Consider the following 19049-nt stretch of genomic DNA (forward strand, 5'->3'; position numbering starts at 1 on the left):
CAATATGGCAGGAACTATAAGAGTTTGCAATATTGGTATAAAAGATTTATGTACACAATGAAAATGGAGATGTGAAGGAAATACTTACATGAAGATTAATGAATTACGGGGCAAAATCGCAAATGCAGAACATTCAGATCTTGAGAAGATTATAGCTGAAGTTTATAAGCAGGTTCCAAAAGCAAAAAAAGAAGATCTTGATCAGGTAATAGATGACATCCTCGAGCATAGGGATATAAAAGTACATAAGAAAGTAGAAGATATTGATTTTGATTCTCTTAAAACAGAAATGGAGATTTTTTTAGATAATGTTTTCATGAATTACTATGTGGCACCTAACAGAGTGGTGCCAAAGGCTAAAAGGTCCAAGTGGAGATTTGAGGTTAAAAACTATGTTAAGCAGCTGATCAAGGTGCCCTTGGATGGCAGTGATGCGCAGGAAGCAGCTGATTTGATAGATAGATTGTATAAATGCCTTTGCCGCGGTTGTGGCTATTATATGTTTCCATCCGAGGATCCATTTAACGCAATAGGTATTTCTCAGCAGGATTTTTATAAAATGGTGGTAACTCGGTTTCTTGCTTCAGATTATTCTGATGAGAAAATAAAGAATCTGATTCATGATGCGACATCAGTTTTCCTTGATCGGAATACGTTGCATATTATTCTTGAATGTATTCTGGTTGATGCGTTGCCTACCTCAGATATGAAATACAAGGCTATCGAGATGGCGCAGCAGCTGGTGGATAAGTATGAAGATGAATTGCTGAGTGTGAAGAAATACTCAGATAGAAAGTATTATATTGAAGAGCATATCAATGAGCTCTGTAATCTGGTACTTGGAATAAGCATATCGCTTGGAGAGGGTGACGATGGTGTTAAGTACTACTGGCTTCATGCGAAAGAGCGCAGCAAGGAGATCGTATTATATTGTATTCTCGATACAATCCGTTTCTATGATGATTATAGTCCTTTGTGGATTAGAACTTACGAAAAGGCGGTAAAGGGCAAAGTGGTTCCAAGGGATAGTCTTAAAGAGGTATACAAAGAACTGGTTAGATAATAGAGGAGACATGTAATGAAATACATTTTGAAAATAGAGCTTGTTGGCGGGACGTATTATACCCATGGGGTGATGAGAAAAATAGAAATTGGCGGAACGTCCACTCTGGATGACCTTTGTATTGCCATACTTAATTCTGTTAGTTTTGATTACGATCATCTTTATGATTTTGAAATAGATGGCGTTGTTTATGAGAGAATGAAGTCGGAATTTGGGAGTGGCAAGAAAACTAACGTGAAGCTTTATTCAACAGGAATAAGGAAAGGTTCAGTTTTCAGGCTGAACTATGATTATGGCGATGATTGGACATTCCTTATAACGGTAGAAGATGCTATCGATGAAAAGGGCTTCATTCCTGTGAAAGTCATAGAAAGCTCTGGAGAGGTGGAGCAGTATCCGGGTGAAGACTGGGATGATGAATATGCTGATGACAGTTTTTATGATGAGTATTTCGAGATAATAGACAGTGATGAAACGGCAGATTATCCGGCAGGAACAAGAGAAGAGGCGACCAAAGAGGAATGGGAGAAGCTTTACAAACTTGCTTTTGAGTTTAAAAAGAAGAAACCCTGGACTTATATGATGAACTCAGATGTTGTGGAAATCCGTTTTGATGATGAGGTTTTTGGTGAATTCATTATCATGGGTAATGGCGGAATGGAATACGGATTTTCTCTATATCTTGGTGATGAAGGATATAGTCAGATGAGAAGAATGGTCTTAACGGACCATTATGGGATAGAAGACTCGCATGTAATACTTGGGCAAAACAGCATAAATATGTGGATTGGAGATAAAGAGGATTTGTCTCCCGGACATGAAGAACTGATTAAGAAGCTTGGACTTAAGTTTCGGGGAAAGAGATCATATATCTATTTTGATAAGTATTCCCCCGGGTTTGCACCATATATACTTGATGGAAAAGAAGTAAGAATATGTACGGAATTTTTGACTCTTTTGCTGGAGACTCTCGATAGATGCAAGGAAAATATAAATGAGATCAGAGACAATTTTACTATTTTTTCATATGAGTCAAAGGGTGGAGATTTCGAGTTTGGAATAAAGAAGCTACCTGAGAAGGAAAAACTATTTGTGGCTCCGCAGATGGTAGTTGATAGCAATACAACCAAGTTGAAGAAAGCAAAAAAGAATAACGATACATGGGAACTGGATATGCAGATTAGCGGAGGAATAGTTCAGGATGAAGAATTCTCAAAACCGCTTCTTATGCCAACCGCGCTTATTGCTTCCAGAAAAAATGAAATCATAATTGCCCGTATGATGATAGAACCGTCCATGATCAAAGAAGAGGAAGCTTGTAACCTTCTGGCAAATGCGATTTTATCACATGGAAAACCGAAGTCGATAGTTGTAAAAGATATCATGATTTCAAACATGATATCAGATGTTTGCAAGGTGTGCGGAATAGAGATTACATTAGGTGATACGCCAATAGTCTCAGAATTTTATGAATATGTAGACAATCCGGAAACTGACAGAGAAATCGAGGAAATGATGAATTTCCTTGGGATGGATATGGATGAAGCGTTGGAAGCTGCGTCCAGATCAGAAGCAGATTTCATGGAATATGCTAAGAGCAAGATATCTGAGAACCTTATGAATGGAGATTTTTACGGCCTTGTTCCGGAGGAAGAAAAACTATCTTCTCAGAAGCAGAAAATACAGAGAGTTTTGGATGCATTTGGTGAGGGGCAGTTTGATGAGGATACTCTTGAAGAGTTAGATATAATCATTACCTCTGAATGGGTGCAGCGCACCAGAGATGTAGTCTCCATGTGCAAAAAGCAGACTCTTGAGTATATGGTCGGGGAGCTGGGACTTTTGGTGAACAGTGGAGCAAAAAAAGATGTTCTGGTCGACATAATTACTGACAGGATAATACGAAAACCAAATGAGATGGTAAGTTTTCTTAATGAGGATGAGAAGAAACTGCTAAAGACATGCATGCGACTTACAAAAAGCGATGACTGTGAATTTCCGGAGGATTGTCCTTTTTCATCAGATACAGTAATATCTCTCGTTGAAAAAGGTATGCTCGATGTGAAGTGGCTGACCAGTAACTTTGGGATTCAGCTAGTACTATGTCCGTTAAAAGCTATGGAGAAAGTGATTAAAAAGTTTTAGTGCAGGGGGATGCTATGCCGGTTACACAGAACGACATATTCAAAGCTTGGAAATGCACTTGTCTATGTCTGCGACGCCAGGAAAATGACGGACACAGTTCGGAAGATATGGGAGAGAACTGACAGGGATCTTTGCATAGCATCTATGAAGATTCCGGAGGAGTATTATCAGTAACGGAGAATTTTAAATGCAATATGATGCAATTTCTGAGGCGAAATTCATATCCCGCCCAAATAGGTTTATAGCAAAGGTGATGCTTGATGGGGAAGAGATTGCTGTTCATGTGAAAAATACAGGCAGATGCAGGGAGCTTTTGATTCCGGGATGCAGGGTGCTTTTGGAAAAGGCATCCAATCCTGAGAGAAAAACTACCTTTGACCTTGTGGCTGTAGAAAAAGACGGACGCCTGATCAACATAGATTCGCAGGCACCAAATGCTGTTGTCAGAGAGTGGCTGCTTAGTAAAAATGAGTATAGCTTCGTAAAGCCTGAATATAAATACGGCGATTCCCGAATTGATTTTTATATGGAGAAGGGTGATGAAAAATACCTGATGGAAGTTAAGGGCTGCACACTTTTTATAGATGGTGTGGGGTACTTTCCTGATGCTCCCACAGAGCGCGGAGCGAAGCACCTTAGAGAGCTGGCTGGAGCTATCTCTGAGGGTTATCAGACAGCAGTAGCTTTTGTTATCCAGGGCGAGGGCATAACCGAGGTGAGACCAAATATGGCTACGGATCCTGAGTTCGCTGCAGCTTTTGAGGAAGCAAGGGCAGCAGGTGTTAAGGTGATCTTTTATCTATGTAGAGTCACTGAGGATAGCCTGGAGATTACGGAAGAGGTTGAGAGATAGTCTTGATCTTGCGGGAGAGACGGTTGGGTAGCTTGGATTTTGCGGAGGATATTTACATCCGATACGTATGACTTTCCGAACGATAACAAGGAAAAATCGTTCGGAAATCTGCGTTCAGCAGACACGCCTTTCACTTCGTGAAAGCCTGGTCCATTACGGATGCCGAATTTCTGATGAAATTCGGTATCCTATACTGATTCATAGCTGCATTATACGTGTCAGTTGTGGCAGATTTTGGCACGCATGCGGATTTATGTTGTTAATATGCGTGTCCGTGGGACTTAACTCCGACACGCGCATAACTTTATGTGATTCAATATGCGTGTCAGTGAATGGCCAGTGTATATAAGTCGGTGACGCATTTTGAGATTTTTTCTTATTCTGCTTTATAGCAGTTTTGAGGCCAACACGTAAGGTCAAGAAAACTCATAAGGTGCGTGTCGTTTTCGGAAAATATCGACACGCAGAAGTTCATAAAGCATACATATGCGTGATTTTGTTGAGAATATGGCAGGATGACTTAGCTACTTCGACACGTAGCATTCATCTGGACTTTCATTTACGTGTCCAAGACATCCGACTTTGAAGGCCTTTCAGCAGGATATGATACATTATATTTTATTTTATTTAAGGATAAATCAGTAGTAATGAAAAAAAGATTAGTACAGTTGTTGGTAATAACAACAATGATAATAGCCACCGGTTGCGGAAGGCAGGCTAATAACGAAAACGCAGAACTATGGACGCATATTCAGAGTGAGAATAATGGCGATGAGAGTGCAGAAGTGGAAGTAAAAACAAAATCGGATGAGAAAGAAGTCTCTGTTGAAGTTTATGGAGAGGCAGAGCAGGGAGAAAAATCAGAGCTCGAAGAGCGGGGCGGACAATTAGAAGCTGAAGTGCAGTCAAAGGATTCTGCAGAAATAAATGAAGAAGAGAATGAAGAAGAATCATATGGGGCATCATCGACAGTGGAGGATTCAGTAACAACTAACATAACTGAAAATGTTTCGTCATCTGACGAATCCCTCCAGACTTCATCCGGTCTCCTTACATCCACCGCAGACATAAACCTTACTGACGTCGATGGGAACGGAGCGAGCTACACATTTACATATGACGGCGAGCAATACAGCGCTGAGTACATAACGGATAACTGGAAAATCAGGAATTCCTACAAGATTAATAATGAAAGTGATATGATTATTATTTGTCAGGCTCTGATTGATGAAAAACCTGTTCATGGCAGAGATATGGAATCCTATAGAACAGCTGAGGATATGGCCTACGAGTGGGTGATTCACAACATGGCCTACGAGCTTTTATCTGATGATGATGCCATGAAAGCACACGCCAAAGATGTGGACTTTGATCCGAAGGATCAGAATAGAAGCTTTGATGAGATTTATGCGGACAGAACAGGAAAAGAGTTTAATATAAATGACTTCCTTAATCGCATGAATTAACGCAGGAAAATGGACAGAGGAGATTATGAAATACAAGAATTTACTATTTGATTTAGACGGTACGCTTACAGATTCATCGGAGGGCATCTTTAAGTGTTTTCACTATGCTTTTGAAAAAATGGGATATCCGCAGCCGGACCAGAGCCTGTTGCAGACTTTTATTGGACCACCTCTTGGGGGCAGTCTTGTAAGAGGCGGCATACCGGAAAGCGAAAAAGAAAGAGCTATCAAGGTTTACAGAGAACGCTACAACACTGTTGGTAAGTTTGAAAACAGCCCCTATCCCGGCATGATAGAGCTTTTGCAGAAATTAAAAAGCGAAGGCTTCATGCTCTATGTAGCGACCTCCAAGCCTGAAAAGACAGCACTTGAGGTTCTTGATCATTTTGATATGACAAAGTATTTTGATGAGATCGCAGGCTCTACCATGGATGGCAGCCGCGAGACCAAAGAGGATGTTATCAAATATCTTCAGAAGAAAATTGAAAGCGCTACAGATGGCTCAGATGCTACAACTATTGAGAAGCACAACACTGTAATGATCGGCGATACCTCCTACGACATCCTTGGCGCAGCGGAGTGCGGTATTCCCACAATCTGCGTAGGTTGGGGCTTTGGCGATAAAGAGCAGATGATAAAAGACGGCGCTCTTACCATAGTAAACAGCATGGATGAGCTTTATGCATTTTTGCATGCATAATAAACGCCCTGAAACCACCGCAAATACTGCAGGATTTTCTTCAATGGGGTTTAAATATCGGCAAAATGTGCCGATATATATATGAATAAAATGTGTTTTGCATTGCTATAAATGTAGATGTTTGCTACCATTTTATGTGTAGAGTGGTTTTTATCACTAATCTATGTCTGAGGGGAATGTCATGAAATACGCAATTACATCTTTTGCACTGATTATAACGCTGGTGTGTGGTTTTATTTTTGGTGCATATTATATGTATAACAAGTATAATCCCAAGCCCATCGTCCAGACCGTTGAGAGGGAAGCGTCGGAGGAAGAGGAGCTTGATAACTCTGCTTATTATGACAGTGATGGCAATTGGATTTTCAGATACGGAACCGAAGAAAACATAAACGGCGAGACCGGTTCAAACGCTATATCAGCAGGCGGATCAGCTGTTGAGAACATAGATTACAGAATAACAGGCACGAACTTCGTCTATGAGGATGATGGTTCATACTCAGGTTTTCATGCGGTTGTGACCGTGGAAAATATCGGATCAGGCAATCTTTATCTTGGTAGCGGATCAGTATTTAATATAGAAGACAGAACTCTTAACGTGGTGGATTCCTACGATTATGTAAGAGCTGTACCGGATGTGATCGCACCCGGTGAAAAGGGATTCTTCTATGTGCCTTACGGTCAGATCAAGACAAAAGAGGACAGTGTCACTATCGAAGAGGGTGACCTTTCCGGTGAAGTTCTTGATGCCATGAGCGGCGATACCATTGAGGGTACTATCGAAAACGGCGAAGATGTAAATGCAGTTGATATCGATGAGCTTGAAAAGGCTCTTGGAATCAGAGACGTTGATAACGGCGATGGCGATGCAAACAGTGAAAATGCAGAGTCCGGTGAAAGCGGCGGAGCAGATGCAGGAACCTCAATAGATGGCAGTTCATCTGATTCTTCAAGCGAAGACAGCGGAACTAAGCTGGATGATGCAAGACTTGATACACAGTTTGTGAAGTCGCAGATTTATCTTGCCGCAGCAGATGCGTCAAGCGATGGCAGCAGTGAGGACGATAAGTCTTCTAAAAGTGCTGACAGTAAATCAGATGCATCCGCTTCATCAGATGAGACGGAAGAAGATGCTGAAGATACTGAAAATGCCGAAGAGGAAGATGACTCTGCAACAGAAGATGGCGGACTGGGAACTGTCCTTGAAGATGCAAATGCAGAAGAGTCTGAAGAGGCAGAGCCTGAAAAGCCGCAGTATCCCGGACTTTCCTTATACAAGGTGAATGAGTATTTCATCATGCCGATGCTGGACGTTCAGAAATGTGCCGACGATCCGAAGATAGACTACGATATTGACAAGATAGTATATGGAAGTAACAACAAGGGCTATTTTACTCTGTCAGCAAATGTTACAAATGCGACCGAGAAAAATATAGATTTTATCCCTGTTACAGTTATTGCGCTTGATAGAAGAGGTAATGCTATTGCAGCATGCCGTGATTCTATCACGGATTTTTATTCGGGAGCGACAAAGAGCTTTGGCGTAAGCTATGTTCTTACAAGAGAGCAGCGCTCGAATATTGTGCAATGCATAATTTATGCCAGGGATACTGTAGTTAAATGATATGATTTTGGAATTTTTTGCGGAAAATAAGGACGTTTTTATACGAATCCTTGAAGATATTAGTCATGTAAGTGGATATGCAGGTGTAGGCTTTGCGATCGCTCTGGTTTACGGGGCGGTCTATTTGCTGTATTCGATTATTTGTGAGCTTTTGAAAAAAGAGCGAAGGCTGGGGATGGATCATGCAGTGGCTGTTTTCATGCTGCTGATCTATATAACGGCTTTTATCTATATCGTACTGATGAGCAGAGAGCCGGATACGTACTCTGGTGTGAATCTGCAGCTTTGGTCAAGCTGGGGACATTCCGTTACCACCAAGGCATTTTTTATAGAAAACATACTGCTGTTTATTCCTATGGGAATCCTGATGCCAAGCGCATTTAAGATCTTTCGTAAGCCGTATATTTGCATACCGGCATGCATGCTGATGTCCCTTTGCATCGAGGTGATCCAGTATTCATTTGGGCTTGGAATCGCTGAGCTGGATGATGTGATCACAAATACCGCGGGAGGTGCCATAGGCTATATCATTTGGCTGATTCTTTTATTTATTCACTGGATATGTAATAAATTTGACAAATCTGTAAAAATAGGTTAACATTCGAATTTGTGGGGAGCAGTACAGCTCCCTCGTGTTTTATTCTGAGGTTATTTATGAGCCATATTTCGATAAGACAAAAGAATGTTACGTCATTTGAATTAACGGTGCTGGCAGCATCGGCTATTGTTTTGCTTATTTTAGTATGCGCTTCTTTACTTAGACCTGCTACTCAGGATCCCGGCACTATTGTCGCAGAGGCTATTGAAATACCTGCGCCGGATACAGAAGAGTCCTACGATGTCAGTGAGACAGTCATGCTGTCTAAATCGGTAGATGACGAAGAGGCTGATGAAGGTCTTATTTCTATTAACAATGTTCCGGAAGAAGAGAAAATTGTTCCTGCTTATAACATCACTGTTTTTGATTCTGAGAAAACACTTTATACAAGTGACAGAGTCAATGTAAGAACAGGTGCAGGCACAGAGTTTGATAAGGTTGCTGTTTTAAACAGAGGTGCTCAGGTTACAGCTCTTGGCGTGACCGACAATGGTTGGACTCAGGTCGTTTATGACGGCACAGCAGCGTATATAAAGAGTGATTATCTGCAGGAGAAGGCAGTTCCTGTTGCTTCTAGTTATGTATTTGCAGGCGATTCCAGAACAGTTCAGATGAATCAGGCTGTTGGGAAAAGTGGCAGCGTGTGGGTTGCACAGGTTGGAGAAGGCTATGATTTCTTTGTAAATACAGCTATTCCGACTATTGATGCAAGTGCCGCAAACGGAACAGCTATTATAATAAACTTTGGTGTAAACGATCTGCACAATGTAGATAAATATATTAAGAAGGTCAATTCCAAAATCGATTCATGGACTTCAAAAGGCGCAACTGTCTACTATGCGGCTGTTCTTCCCGTGAGCGATTATCCTACCATTACCAATGCTGATATCGAGGCATTCAATTCCAAGCTTCAGAGCGGTCTTGACAGCAGAGTATGTTATCTTGACGGATACACATTTTTGCAGAATAATGGATTTAGCACAAATGATGGGCTTCACTATGATTACGACACATACAGAAGTTTATATGCCTATTATATGAGCAAAATATCCGTTTGAGAGGCATGATGTAATGGTTTCTATCAAGGATGTGGCGAAAGAGGCAGGGGTTGCCATTTCCACAGTTTCAAAGGTTCTGAATAATTATCCAAATGTAAGTGAAGAGACCAGGCGAAAAGTTAACGACGCTGTGGAGCGTCTCAATTTTGTGCCCAATCAGGTGGCAGCGGCGCTTTCATCCAAGCGTTCCGGCAGAATCGCACTTCTTCTTAAATTAAATATGAAAACACAGGCCATCGACGAGATTGATATGCAGTATATATCAGGCGCTCTTGGGATGGCCCAGGAAAAGCAGCTCGACTGTATCACTGTGTTTTATTCGATGATTGCCAAGATGAATCTGGAAGAGATGATCAGATATTTCGCATCCCAGAACATCAGCGGGATCGTTATTTTTGGAATGAATAATGATGACAGAGTGCTGCATCAGCTTATTGATTCGCAGTACTTTAAGATAGCAGTGGTTGATGGTGCCACTACAAATGAGAGCACATCCGTTGTGGGTATCGATCATTATCAGGCTCAGATAGATGTTGCAGAGAAGACCATAAAAGAAAACTACTGCAAACGCATCCTCTATATTGCAGGCATGCGCAACAGCTATGTTACAGAAGAGAAGATCAGAGCCATGGAGGATCTTTGTAAAAAGAGAAAGCTTAAGCTTTTTATCAGAAACGGAGATTTCTCAGAGCTTAAGGCCCGTAACCTGACACTTCGATACGGCAAAAACAAGGATATCGTCGTGTGCGGCTCAGACCTTATGGCGATCGGTGCCATGAAGGCCTTGATGGATATGGATATTTTCAGACCTGTCTGCGGCTTCGATGGCATAATCCTTATGGGCTATGTGGGCAAACAGATGAATACTGTAAAGCAGAATTTCTACAACGTGGCAGCAGAAGCAGTCCGCGAACTTGCCCGTCTCCTTACAGGCTCCAAGGGCAGGAAAGTCCGCCTCCCTCACACTTTGGTAAGGATGAAGTATGAGGATATTATTTGTTGAGGATTACTATTTATAAATTATAAGCAAGCAGATTCAGAGGGAAGAAAAGGCACCTGCTGAATCTACTTTTGTGCTATTCACCACTTGTTTTTTAGTACTTCACCATAGGAGTATAGGTTGCCTTTTACGTTCTCTTTTATCGGTGATAGTTGACCCTGCTGTACCATATAGGAAATGTTTTGTCTCGAACACTCAAGAATATCGCAGCACTGCGTGGTATCAAGGAGATTCTTTTTGGCAAATGAGAAAAAATCATCAGGTGTCAGAGGAATAAGCTCTCCGGTATCATACAGCAAGGACGATGGGATATCTATGGAATCATTAAAGGACACAAAATAGCCGCCGGTTCCGACCTTGCAGGATGAAAACAGGTCTGGATATCTTAAAATTTTATCGATTTCTGACTTTATGGATGGATATATGTCTATAACTTTGTCTTTGGTTTCGAAAAGATTTCCAAGGTTTGTTTTCCTGACAGTATTATCAGCAAAAAAGCAAAGAAGAGAGCTATCTCTAATTGGCGTACAATCAGAAAGATTACGATTTTGCCTGTTTATTACATATGTCGGTAATTCATCCAGCTTCTTTATATACAGACTGTCCTGAGAACAACGACCATTTGATAGTTCAAGAAAGCGCATCTCGTCGTATTCTTTAAGGCGATGAGTGTTAAGAATGCTTCCGATATTCTGGCGTCCGCTTGGGATGATGCGCTCTTTTACCCATAACAGACTAATGTCTCTGGGAATTGTATGTATTCCCTTTTTTACATAACTGGTAAGTAGCAGAGGTGCAGTCCATTCGTCCAGACCTTCCTGAAGTTCTATTATAAATGTTCGTTCTTTTTCGTAGAAAAGGAGAACACCGATTGAAATATTGTTTCCTTCATCTACAATTTCATAGATTTTCATAGATTAAGTACCTTTCATAAATCATGGCCCAGATTTTATCTATAAAGACATCAGATAATATACCGTAAAGACCTTCAAAAATGTAGGTTTTATCAGATTCTGTCAGTTGATTTTTGAATATATAGTCGCGATTTTTGATAAGGTTTAGATTTTCAAAGCAGGATCCGGATCCAATGAAATTCTGACAACGTCTGTCTTCCATTATGTCGAAGGCGGCCGCAGTTTTGTCTGTAGTACATGAATAGAGAAGGGAGAGTCCATGATCAAACAACGGAGCTATTCGGAGTGTGTGATTTCTTGCGTCTCGCAAGATCTCGATGTTTGCTCCATGTCTGTCTCTGTTGAGTATGATGAAATCTATAGCAATCATCTCATCAATGTAATCTTTAAACCCGTTTCTGGCGCAGAATTCATAATGTGATTCGCCGGGGAGGGCATTAGTTCTGAAGTAATCATCCAGAGCTATTTTGCTCTCACCTCTGTTTTTGAAGTCTTCAGAAGCGCATAAATATGTATCGAAGGTTCTGCCTTCTATTTCTATAGTCGCATTGATCAGGTTATAGCTCAAATGTTCAACCCCTAATAAAGTAAGTAACCTGTCCACGATTATCTCATTTATGCATTCGTGACCTATGACACCTTTCTCTGAGTCAAAATTTGAGAGTTTATAATATATCTTAGATCCACCAATAGTAGACTGGGATTTTAAAAAAGTCCCTGCAGTACCACTTGAACTTCGTATATGTGACCATTTGAGGTAGGTGAGATCCTGTTTTTCGTGGATGATTTTTGTTTTCATTGTCTACTCCGTTTGCACTATATATTTGACGCACGTCAAATAAAACTATTATTTTATGTTATTATATATTTTTATTTGACGCGCGTCAAATAAACTAAATGATATAATTAGTTATGGATGTTCATTAATAGTTGTTTGGGATATATCGAAGTCTTGGATGAGGATGAAATAATGACTTTATACCGTTTTATGTCAAAAGAAGAATATGAGGAATTACTGGCGGGGAAGGTACTGGTGAATGAAGAAGACCACACCAAGGAGTACAAGACTGCGAGCGTGGGATTCTGTTTTCTTGATATTAACGACTACTCGCCGCGGCAGGCCTATGAATTCCTGCGGGGGATAGTGGCTGACTACGTGGCAGTTATGTTCGAAGTGGATGAGAGTTATCTTACCCCTTCTTACGGAGTCTATGCCTATGTGGACAAGATAACTGAGTATTACACTACTACATATTCAATGGAACATTTCAGACCGGTGAAGGTCAGCTTCAATTTCATGGACAGGCAAAATGCCGTGTGGCACGAGATATCAACGCCACAGAAGTGAGAATGAGAGCTATTTATTTAGCTCTTATTTTTTATGCAAAGTTTGTCGAAATAATAGACAGGAATAGTGTTGTCAGACATGGAGGTCTATCAGACAGGATTGATGGAGGAGCACGGGCAGATGCGAATTCAACATAACCTCCAGTCTATGAACAGCAATAGACAGCTTGGGATTACGACAGCTGAAAGTGCGAAAAGCTCTGAGAAGCTTTCGTCAGGCTATAAAATAAATAGGGCAGCAGATGATGCTGCAGGTCTTTCCATTTCTGAGAAGATGAGACGTCAGATCCGCGGGTTAGGAAGAGGATCAGACAATTCTCAGGATGGAATTTCTATGGTCCAAATTGCGGATGGTGCAATGGCTGAAATACATGACATGCTTCACAGAGGAACAGAACTGTCAATTCAGGCAGCCAATGGAACCATGAGCTATGATGACAGGCTCGCCTGCCAGAGAGAAATCGAGCAGATAATACAAGAGATAGATGCCATACAGGAGAGAACATATTTTAATGAAATTCCTGTTTTAAAAGGCGGAACGTACTATTATAAACATCAGATGATAGATCCCGGCTATCGTGCAGGAGATCTGATAGTGGGCGGCGGACAGCTCCCATCATGGCTTAGCAGATCAATAGATTATTCTTCGCGTAACGGCGGCATTATGGGTTCTTCGTACACCCACACAAATGCTGACGGAACACAGACTGGGCCTCATGCTGCTACATTTATTGATTTTGCGAATTTTACCCCTGATAAAATAGATTCTCTTGATGGTAAAGGTTTTCATTCCACTTGCTGTACCTGTCAGGACAGATACAGTATCAAATTCGATGCGTCTACAAATGTAAACAGTCGTGAAACCAGCGGAAATCATTTTGTTTACACCATCGGGATAAGTGATTGTCAAACACCGGAAGATATTATTCAGAAAATCATCAGCGGAACTCAGAATGGTCATCCTGAAAATCATTTTACGCAATACGAGCAGCAGGGCACCAAGCTTGTGATATATGACAACAGACCGGGCCAGAAGCCAAACAAGAGTGCTCAGAGCGGCATTTTTGGACAGGGTGTTGCGCAAATTGCCACAGAAAATAAGGATCCGGTATATGCGTGGAGATACGGTGCCCAGAATAAGCAGGCAAATGTCCATGCCGGTACTGAAGCCGATATGAACAATAAGATTTTCATAAAGCTTCCCAGCATCTCTTCCAAGGCCTTGAATATAACAGATGTCAATGTATCCGCAGTCGAGGACTGGGCAGGAAAAACCACAGTAATCACCGCCGAAGGCGACATGATTAAATACAGTGAACTTGAACCCGGCGAAAGACCCGCTAAATATGTACTTGGCCCTGACTCAAATGAGACTTACGACGAGTATCTAAGCAGAAAGCAAAAAGAAAATATCTGCGAAGGCGCAAGACTTGGCATACAGCGTTTTGGAGAAGCCCTTGAATACGTAAGCGCGGAGCGCTCAAGAATGGGTGCATACCAGAATCGCCTTGAGCACACCATCAGGAACCTGGATAATGTCGTTGAGAACACAACCGCCGCAGAATCAAGACTTCGCGACACAGATATAGCAAAAGAGATGGTAAAGAAATCCATGCAGAACATCCTCACTCAGGCAGGCCAGTCCATGCTGGCCCAGGCAAACCAGACCACTCAGGGGGTAATGGCATTGCTGCAGCAGTGAGGGGGCTCGAGGTTTATTCGTTTGCAAATAGGAATGTGATTGACATCTATTCATTTGCAAAAACGTTGAAATATGAAGAATATTCGCCTGTAAAAGTGTGAAATCATATTGAAGATTCGTTTGTAAAAGTGTGCAACTATATTAAATATTCGCCTGCAAAAGTGTGAAATCATTTTTACAAGGTAGATAAATTCAATGAAACGATTAGTATATGACAGACTATTTAGAATGGATAAGTACAGCAGAAAAAAGACAAAGCATTACCTATTACATAGAGCAGTTATCTCGCAAGAGGAAGCTGCTCTTTCTACGTTGTTTCCACATGAAATATCATTAGTACCCATGCGAATATTTTTCATGCAAAAATATTGCATGTAAAATAATGAATGATATAATTGTATTAGGGATAGATTATTGTGGAGGTAATTACCGTGATAATAGAGATTAGAGCAAAAAATTGTTTTGCCTTTGATGATCAGATTGCATTTTCAATGAAAGCTGATATGAGGAACAAGAAGTTTGCAGCGAATGTGCATAGAGAGAACAATTTCAATGTACTTAAGACTGCTGGAATTTATGGACCTAATAATGCAGGAAAGACCTGCCTTATCAGGTGTATTAAGGCAATAAAAAATGTGCTACTTAATAGATCAAATGGATTGATGTCCAACATTTTTACTGATAGCAGTATATGTGAAATGGGCATAACATTTTTAAGTGGGGGAAGAAAATTTTCTTATGATTTTAAGTATGATTCTATGAAAGAAGAATATGTCTATGAATCATTTTCGGAGATTTTGAAGGATCAATATAACAATGAAAAAGAAATATGCTGGCTTAAGCGAGATACTTTGGAAAGCTTGTATGAGTGTGCAGATCCTGAGTTAGTGCCAATGATACAGGTTGTTGCAAAAAACAACATTCTTTTCCATCTAATAGATACAAGCAGATTTGACCATATAAATGAGATGAAGCTTATTCTGATGGGGTTAGCCGGGAAAATAGACATTATAAATATGAATAATATTCCTATGGAACATACCATTGAACTTATGAAGAATAAAAATAATCTCCTGGAAAAGATAGTTGGCTTTATAAAGAATGCAGATTTGTATATGGACAATTTTGAATATGTGGAGATGAGTGATATTGAATTAAAGACTAGTGATGCGTCTGAGAAACCTGAAGAAACAGTGCTAAATCTTTCTGATAAAATCATGGATCAGATAAGACTTGTGTCAACTTATAAAGGTGTGCACGTCCCTAGTATGCTTTTTGATTCCACCGGGACAAAGAAATTTGCAGCTATGGCTAGTTATGTAATTGAGGCACTTGAGCAGGGACGAATACTAATTATAGATGAACTTGATAGCAGCATTCATTTTAAACTGACAAGAGCAACAGTGGCTTTGTTTAATAACGAACTTAATACCGATGCACAGATGATTTTTACAGTTCATGATATCAATCTAATGGATTGCAAACGTTTATTCAGAAAAGAGCAGATATGGTTTGTCGATAAGGATGATAATGGTGTTTATGTGTACTCTCTTGCGGATTTTACAGCAGAAGATGGTGTCAGGGATACATCGGATATTATTGAAAAATACCGTAAAGGAGCTTTTGCGGCTTTGCCTGAGCCTGAACTTATAAATACTCTCTTAGGGATAAAGGGAAATGTAAGGGAGGATGGTAATGATGGGGGATAACTAGTATTAATATGAATCTATGAAGCTGTGGTAGGATATTTGATATTTGCCATATTGTGTACAGGGAATATTGTTCAAAATGCGGGGGTGTATAGATAGCTGATATTAAGAATGGCGGAAAAATGGCTAAAAATTACGGGGATGAAAAAAGAAAAACAATATTTTCCCCGTAATAAAACGAGGAGGAGTTTGTATGGATAGGTTACTATTTTTTATTACGACAGTATGTGGAAAAATACAGGTCGTTTCTGACCTTTTCTGGGATTTTCCTACCAATTTCGAGTGGTATTCAAGCATCCCGATAATTGGAAATTTCTCGCTTGCGATCATTCTTCTTATCGGTTCCGGAATCTATTTCTCAATAAGACTAAGGTTCGTCCAGGTACGCAAGTTTAAGCGTGGAATAGAGGTTCTGAAAAACAGTAAGGCTAAAACAGGTATATCTCCTTTGGCATCCTTTTTTCTATCAACTGCTATGCGAGTTGGCCCCGGTAATATTCTTGGCGTGACCGGAGCTGTTTCCGTGGGCGGCCCTGGAGCTCTGCTCTGGATGTGGATTTCTGCATTTTTTGGAATGGCTACTGCATTTGTGGAATCTACGCTCTCTCAGATTTTCAAGGAAGAAAAAAATGGAGAGTATATCGGCGGAATGTCTTTCTATGGACGAAGGCTTTTGAAAAACTCAGCTGTAGTCGGCGTTGTGCTATCACTTATGTATATCATTTATGCTATTCTCTGCTTCCCAGCACAGGGCTTTAACACTGTATCAGCCATGGGGCAGATATGCAGTATCATCAGCGGAACGGAACTTTCTACAACACACCTTGTTTATTGGATTGGATTTGTAATAGTCATTGTTGCAACAGTAGCAGTATCTTTTGGTGGAACAAAAAAGATTTCAAAAGTAACGGACGTGCTAGTTCCCATCATGGCAATCGTATATGTAGTTACTGTACTGGTTCTGATAGTGATTAACTTTAGCCGCATCCCCTGGTTCTTCTATGCTATTTTTACAGAAGCATTTAAACCGGAAGCAGTTTTTGGCGGAGCATTTGGAGTGGCACTTATGCAGGGCGTAAAGAGAGGCCTTATGTCAAATGAAGCAGGACAAGGTACTATCACAATGCCGGCAGCAGCTTCAGATGCTGCACATCCCTGTGATCAGGGCTGCGTTCAGGCAATTGGCGTATTCCTTGACACTATCGTTATCTGTACTCTCACAGGTTTTGTTGTCATCATGGGAAGAGTATGGCTTACGGATGAGGCAGATGCGTGGTTTGAACTTGGAAAACTTCCAAAGTATCTGGCATCTGTGGCAGAGCTGACACCGGGGACAGCCTTTAACAGCATAGTGACATTGCTTGTGTCTCTCTGTTTTGGACTTTTTGCATTTACATGTCTTCTTGGATTTATGTCGTTTTCCGAGATCTGCGCAAACAGAATCAGTAAAAGCACTGCATTTATTAATGTTATCCGGATCATTGACATAGCAGTTATATGTTTCGGGATGCTCACATCCATTGTGGGGATGGATCTTGGCGCCCTTTGGGATTTGTCTGATTTTGCCAATATTCTGATAGCATACTGTAACATACCGCTTCTGTACATCGGATTCAAATATGTTAAAATGGCCGAGGAGCATTTTGAAAAGAATGACGGAACTCCGTTTACGTCAAAGGTAATCGGAACTGACGTGGAGATTTGGGATAGAAAGGCAAATTTAAATGAATAAGAGGATTCCCATGTGCGACCTTATTGCGGTCGATATGGATGCTACTCTTTTAAAGAGTGACAAGACGGTAGATCCTTCTACTATCAGTGATATAGACAAAGCTGTTTCCAAAGGAGTGAACCTTGCGTATTGTACCGGAAGGGCTCTTATTGAAATGAAGAACTACTTTGAAGAGCTTCCGCAGATAAGATATGCCATCTGTTACAGCGGAGCTATTATATATGATTGCTTAGAAGAAAAGACTATATATAAAAACGAAGTAGATTCTCAGTACTTTGAACCAATTATTGCAACCGCAAAGAAGTATGATGGAATGCTGACTTTCCTTACTGAAGATGAATCCATTGTTTCAGAGGATGATCTTGAGCATATGGAAGATTTCCATATGGGAGTATATAAGCCTATGTATATTAAGGTAACAAGGCGTGTAAAAGATATGGAAGCAGAGAGCACCAGGCATTCCTCAATAACAAAGATCAATATATATTTTAGGAGCGTTGAAGACAGGGAAAAAGGATATTCTGAATTAAAACATCTCCCACTGGAGTTCGCTTATGCAGAAAAAACTAGCCTTGAGATGAACGCCAAGGGCGTAACAAAAGGCATGGCGATGCTGAAACTTGCAGAACTATTAGGTATTCCTGCAAGTAAAACAATGGCTATAGGTGATGCGGATAATGATATTGATATGCTTAAAAGAGCCGGTTTTTCCGTAGTGATGGACAATGCAAAACAAAGTATAAAAGAGCTGGCTGATATGGTCACTAAGGACAATGATCATAACGGAGTGGGATATGCAATCAGATCCATGATTGGATGAACCTTTAATTATGGACAAATAATAAGTGCAGGTAAGGACATATATGACTTTATCTGCACTTTTCATATCTAATTATTCTTTTGCTCAAAACCAAGTCGTTCGCTTAGCTTTTCAACCTTCTATTTACTTTAATCTCGAAATTCCGTAAAATAAAGATATAAATATTTGATAACAATACGCAAAAACGCACATTGAAAACTCAATAAAACATTAACTCATATTTAGAACTCCTTGATATCACTGAAACAAACAGTAGTTTATAAAATGATTATAATTTAATCAGATTTGCTTAATGGCATTTTAAATATGATTGATATA

At 40.4% G+C, this 19049-nt stretch carries 17 protein-coding genes; 15 read left to right on the plus strand and 2 right to left on the minus strand.

Annotated features, from left to right (window positions below):
* The first annotated feature begins 88 nt into the window (after positions 1 to 88).
* The 10 genes from G603_RS0116330 to G603_RS0116370 all read left to right on the plus strand — a co-directional run bounded on the left by G603_RS0116330 (position 89) and on the right by G603_RS0116370 (position 10510).
* Positions 89 to 1063, plus strand: a complete 975-nt coding sequence (locus G603_RS0116330) for a hypothetical protein (RefSeq protein WP_026670889.1) — start codon at positions 89 to 91, stop codon at positions 1061 to 1063.
* Positions 1064 to 1078: 15 nt separating this feature from the next.
* Positions 1079 to 3208 (plus strand): DUF7309 domain-containing protein, encoded by a 2130-nt coding sequence (locus G603_RS0116335; protein WP_026670890.1) that lies wholly within the window; start codon positions 1079 to 1081, stop codon positions 3206 to 3208.
* 9 nt (positions 3209 to 3217) lie between these two features.
* On the plus strand, positions 3218 to 3382 hold the full coding sequence (locus G603_RS22510; RefSeq protein ID WP_155832708.1) for a hypothetical protein: 165 nt from the start codon (positions 3218 to 3220) through the stop codon (positions 3380 to 3382).
* Positions 3383 to 3395: 13 nt separating this feature from the next.
* Positions 3396 to 4061, plus strand: a complete 666-nt coding sequence (gene sfsA / locus G603_RS0116340) for a DNA/RNA nuclease SfsA (protein ID WP_026670891.1) — start codon at positions 3396 to 3398, stop codon at positions 4059 to 4061.
* 647 nt (positions 4062 to 4708) lie between these two features.
* Entirely contained in the window at positions 4709 to 5527 is an 819-nt protein-coding gene (locus G603_RS0116345; RefSeq protein ID WP_155832709.1) for a hypothetical protein, read from the plus strand.
* Positions 5528 to 5552: 25 nt separating this feature from the next.
* The gene (locus G603_RS0116350) at positions 5553 to 6227 is read left to right on the plus strand and encodes an HAD hydrolase-like protein (protein WP_026670893.1); all 675 of its coding nucleotides are present in this window, start codon (positions 5553 to 5555) and stop codon (positions 6225 to 6227) included.
* 181 nt (positions 6228 to 6408) lie between these two features.
* On the plus strand, positions 6409 to 7851 hold the full coding sequence (locus G603_RS0116355) for an FxLYD domain-containing protein (protein WP_026670894.1): 1443 nt from the start codon (positions 6409 to 6411) through the stop codon (positions 7849 to 7851).
* Between the two features lies 1 nt (position 7852).
* On the plus strand, positions 7853 to 8449 hold the full coding sequence (locus G603_RS0116360; RefSeq protein ID WP_026670895.1) for a VanZ family protein: 597 nt from the start codon (positions 7853 to 7855) through the stop codon (positions 8447 to 8449).
* A gap of 56 nt (positions 8450 to 8505) precedes the next feature.
* Positions 8506 to 9507 (plus strand): SH3 domain-containing protein, encoded by a 1002-nt coding sequence (locus G603_RS21735; RefSeq protein WP_051208012.1) that lies wholly within the window; start codon positions 8506 to 8508, stop codon positions 9505 to 9507.
* A gap of 13 nt (positions 9508 to 9520) precedes the next feature.
* On the plus strand, positions 9521 to 10510 hold the full coding sequence (locus G603_RS0116370) for a LacI family DNA-binding transcriptional regulator (RefSeq protein ID WP_026670896.1): 990 nt from the start codon (positions 9521 to 9523) through the stop codon (positions 10508 to 10510).
* Positions 10511 to 10587: 77 nt separating this feature from the next.
* On the opposite strand, the gene G603_RS20830 is transcribed toward G603_RS0116370, so the two are convergent.
* Positions 10588 to 11421: a hypothetical protein gene (locus tag G603_RS20830; protein ID WP_035793702.1), complete on the minus strand. Its 834-nt coding sequence runs from the start codon at positions 11419 to 11421 to the stop codon at positions 10588 to 10590.
* Positions 11408 to 12220, minus strand: a complete 813-nt coding sequence (locus G603_RS0116380; RefSeq protein ID WP_026670897.1) for a hypothetical protein — start codon at positions 12218 to 12220, stop codon at positions 11408 to 11410. The genes G603_RS20830 and G603_RS0116380 overlap by 14 nt, the downstream gene beginning before the upstream one ends.
* 171 nt (positions 12221 to 12391) lie before the next feature.
* Between G603_RS0116380 and G603_RS0116385 the strand changes: the two genes are divergently transcribed.
* From G603_RS0116385 to G603_RS0116405, 5 genes are all read left to right on the plus strand, one after another.
* The gene (locus G603_RS0116385; protein ID WP_026670898.1) at positions 12392 to 12769 is read left to right on the plus strand and encodes a hypothetical protein; all 378 of its coding nucleotides are present in this window, start codon (positions 12392 to 12394) and stop codon (positions 12767 to 12769) included.
* A gap of 120 nt (positions 12770 to 12889) precedes the next feature.
* A complete protein-coding gene (locus tag G603_RS22955) occupies positions 12890 to 14470 on the plus strand; it encodes a flagellin N-terminal helical domain-containing protein (protein WP_242834901.1) in 1581 nt (526 codons plus the stop codon).
* Between the two features lie 431 nt (positions 14471 to 14901).
* Positions 14902 to 16179 (plus strand): AAA family ATPase, encoded by a 1278-nt coding sequence (locus G603_RS0116395; protein WP_026670900.1) that lies wholly within the window; start codon positions 14902 to 14904, stop codon positions 16177 to 16179.
* A 193-nt stretch (positions 16180 to 16372) separates the two neighbouring features.
* Positions 16373 to 17911 carry an alanine/glycine:cation symporter family protein gene (locus G603_RS0116400; protein ID WP_026670901.1) on the plus strand — a complete coding sequence of 513 codons (1539 nt, stop codon included), beginning with the start codon at positions 16373 to 16375 and terminating at the stop codon, positions 17909 to 17911.
* The gene (locus G603_RS0116405) at positions 17904 to 18731 is read left to right on the plus strand and encodes a Cof-type HAD-IIB family hydrolase (protein ID WP_051208015.1); all 828 of its coding nucleotides are present in this window, start codon (positions 17904 to 17906) and stop codon (positions 18729 to 18731) included. Before G603_RS0116400 ends, G603_RS0116405 begins: the two co-directional genes overlap by 8 nt.
* Positions 18732 to 19049: the final 318 nt, after the last annotated feature.

It is taken from the genome of Butyrivibrio sp. AE3006, from assembly GCF_000424165.1.
Taxonomy (GTDB): domain Bacteria; phylum Bacillota; class Clostridia; order Lachnospirales; family Lachnospiraceae; genus Butyrivibrio.

Coding starts and splice junctions, on each gene's coding strand:
- G603_RS0116330 (WP_026670889.1), top strand. CDS start 89: ATGAAGATTAATGAATTACGGGGCAAAATCGCAAATGCAGAACATTCA.
- G603_RS0116335 (WP_026670890.1), top strand. CDS start 1,079: ATGAAATACATTTTGAAAATAGAGCTTGTTGGCGGGACGTATTATACC.
- G603_RS22510 (WP_155832708.1), top strand. CDS start 3,218: ATGCTATGCCGGTTACACAGAACGACATATTCAAAGCTTGGAAATGCA.
- sfsA (WP_026670891.1), top strand. CDS start 3,396: ATGCAATATGATGCAATTTCTGAGGCGAAATTCATATCCCGCCCAAAT.
- G603_RS0116345 (WP_155832709.1), top strand. CDS start 4,709: ATGAAAAAAAGATTAGTACAGTTGTTGGTAATAACAACAATGATAATA.
- G603_RS0116350 (WP_026670893.1), top strand. CDS start 5,553: ATGAAATACAAGAATTTACTATTTGATTTAGACGGTACGCTTACAGAT.
- G603_RS0116355 (WP_026670894.1), top strand. CDS start 6,409: ATGAAATACGCAATTACATCTTTTGCACTGATTATAACGCTGGTGTGT.
- G603_RS0116360 (WP_026670895.1), top strand. CDS start 7,853: ATGATTTTGGAATTTTTTGCGGAAAATAAGGACGTTTTTATACGAATC.
- G603_RS21735 (WP_051208012.1), top strand. CDS start 8,506: ATGAGCCATATTTCGATAAGACAAAAGAATGTTACGTCATTTGAATTA.
- G603_RS0116370 (WP_026670896.1), top strand. CDS start 9,521: ATGGTTTCTATCAAGGATGTGGCGAAAGAGGCAGGGGTTGCCATTTCC.
- G603_RS20830 (WP_035793702.1), bottom strand. CDS start 11,421: ATGAAAATCTATGAAATTGTAGATGAAGGAAACAATATTTCAATCGGT.
- G603_RS0116380 (WP_026670897.1), bottom strand. CDS start 12,220: ATGAAAACAAAAATCATCCACGAAAAACAGGATCTCACCTACCTCAAA.
- G603_RS0116385 (WP_026670898.1), top strand. CDS start 12,392: ATGACTTTATACCGTTTTATGTCAAAAGAAGAATATGAGGAATTACTG.
- G603_RS22955 (WP_242834901.1), top strand. CDS start 12,890: ATGCGAATTCAACATAACCTCCAGTCTATGAACAGCAATAGACAGCTT.
- G603_RS0116400 (WP_026670901.1), top strand. CDS start 16,373: ATGGATAGGTTACTATTTTTTATTACGACAGTATGTGGAAAAATACAG.
- G603_RS0116405 (WP_051208015.1), top strand. CDS start 17,904: ATGAATAAGAGGATTCCCATGTGCGACCTTATTGCGGTCGATATGGAT.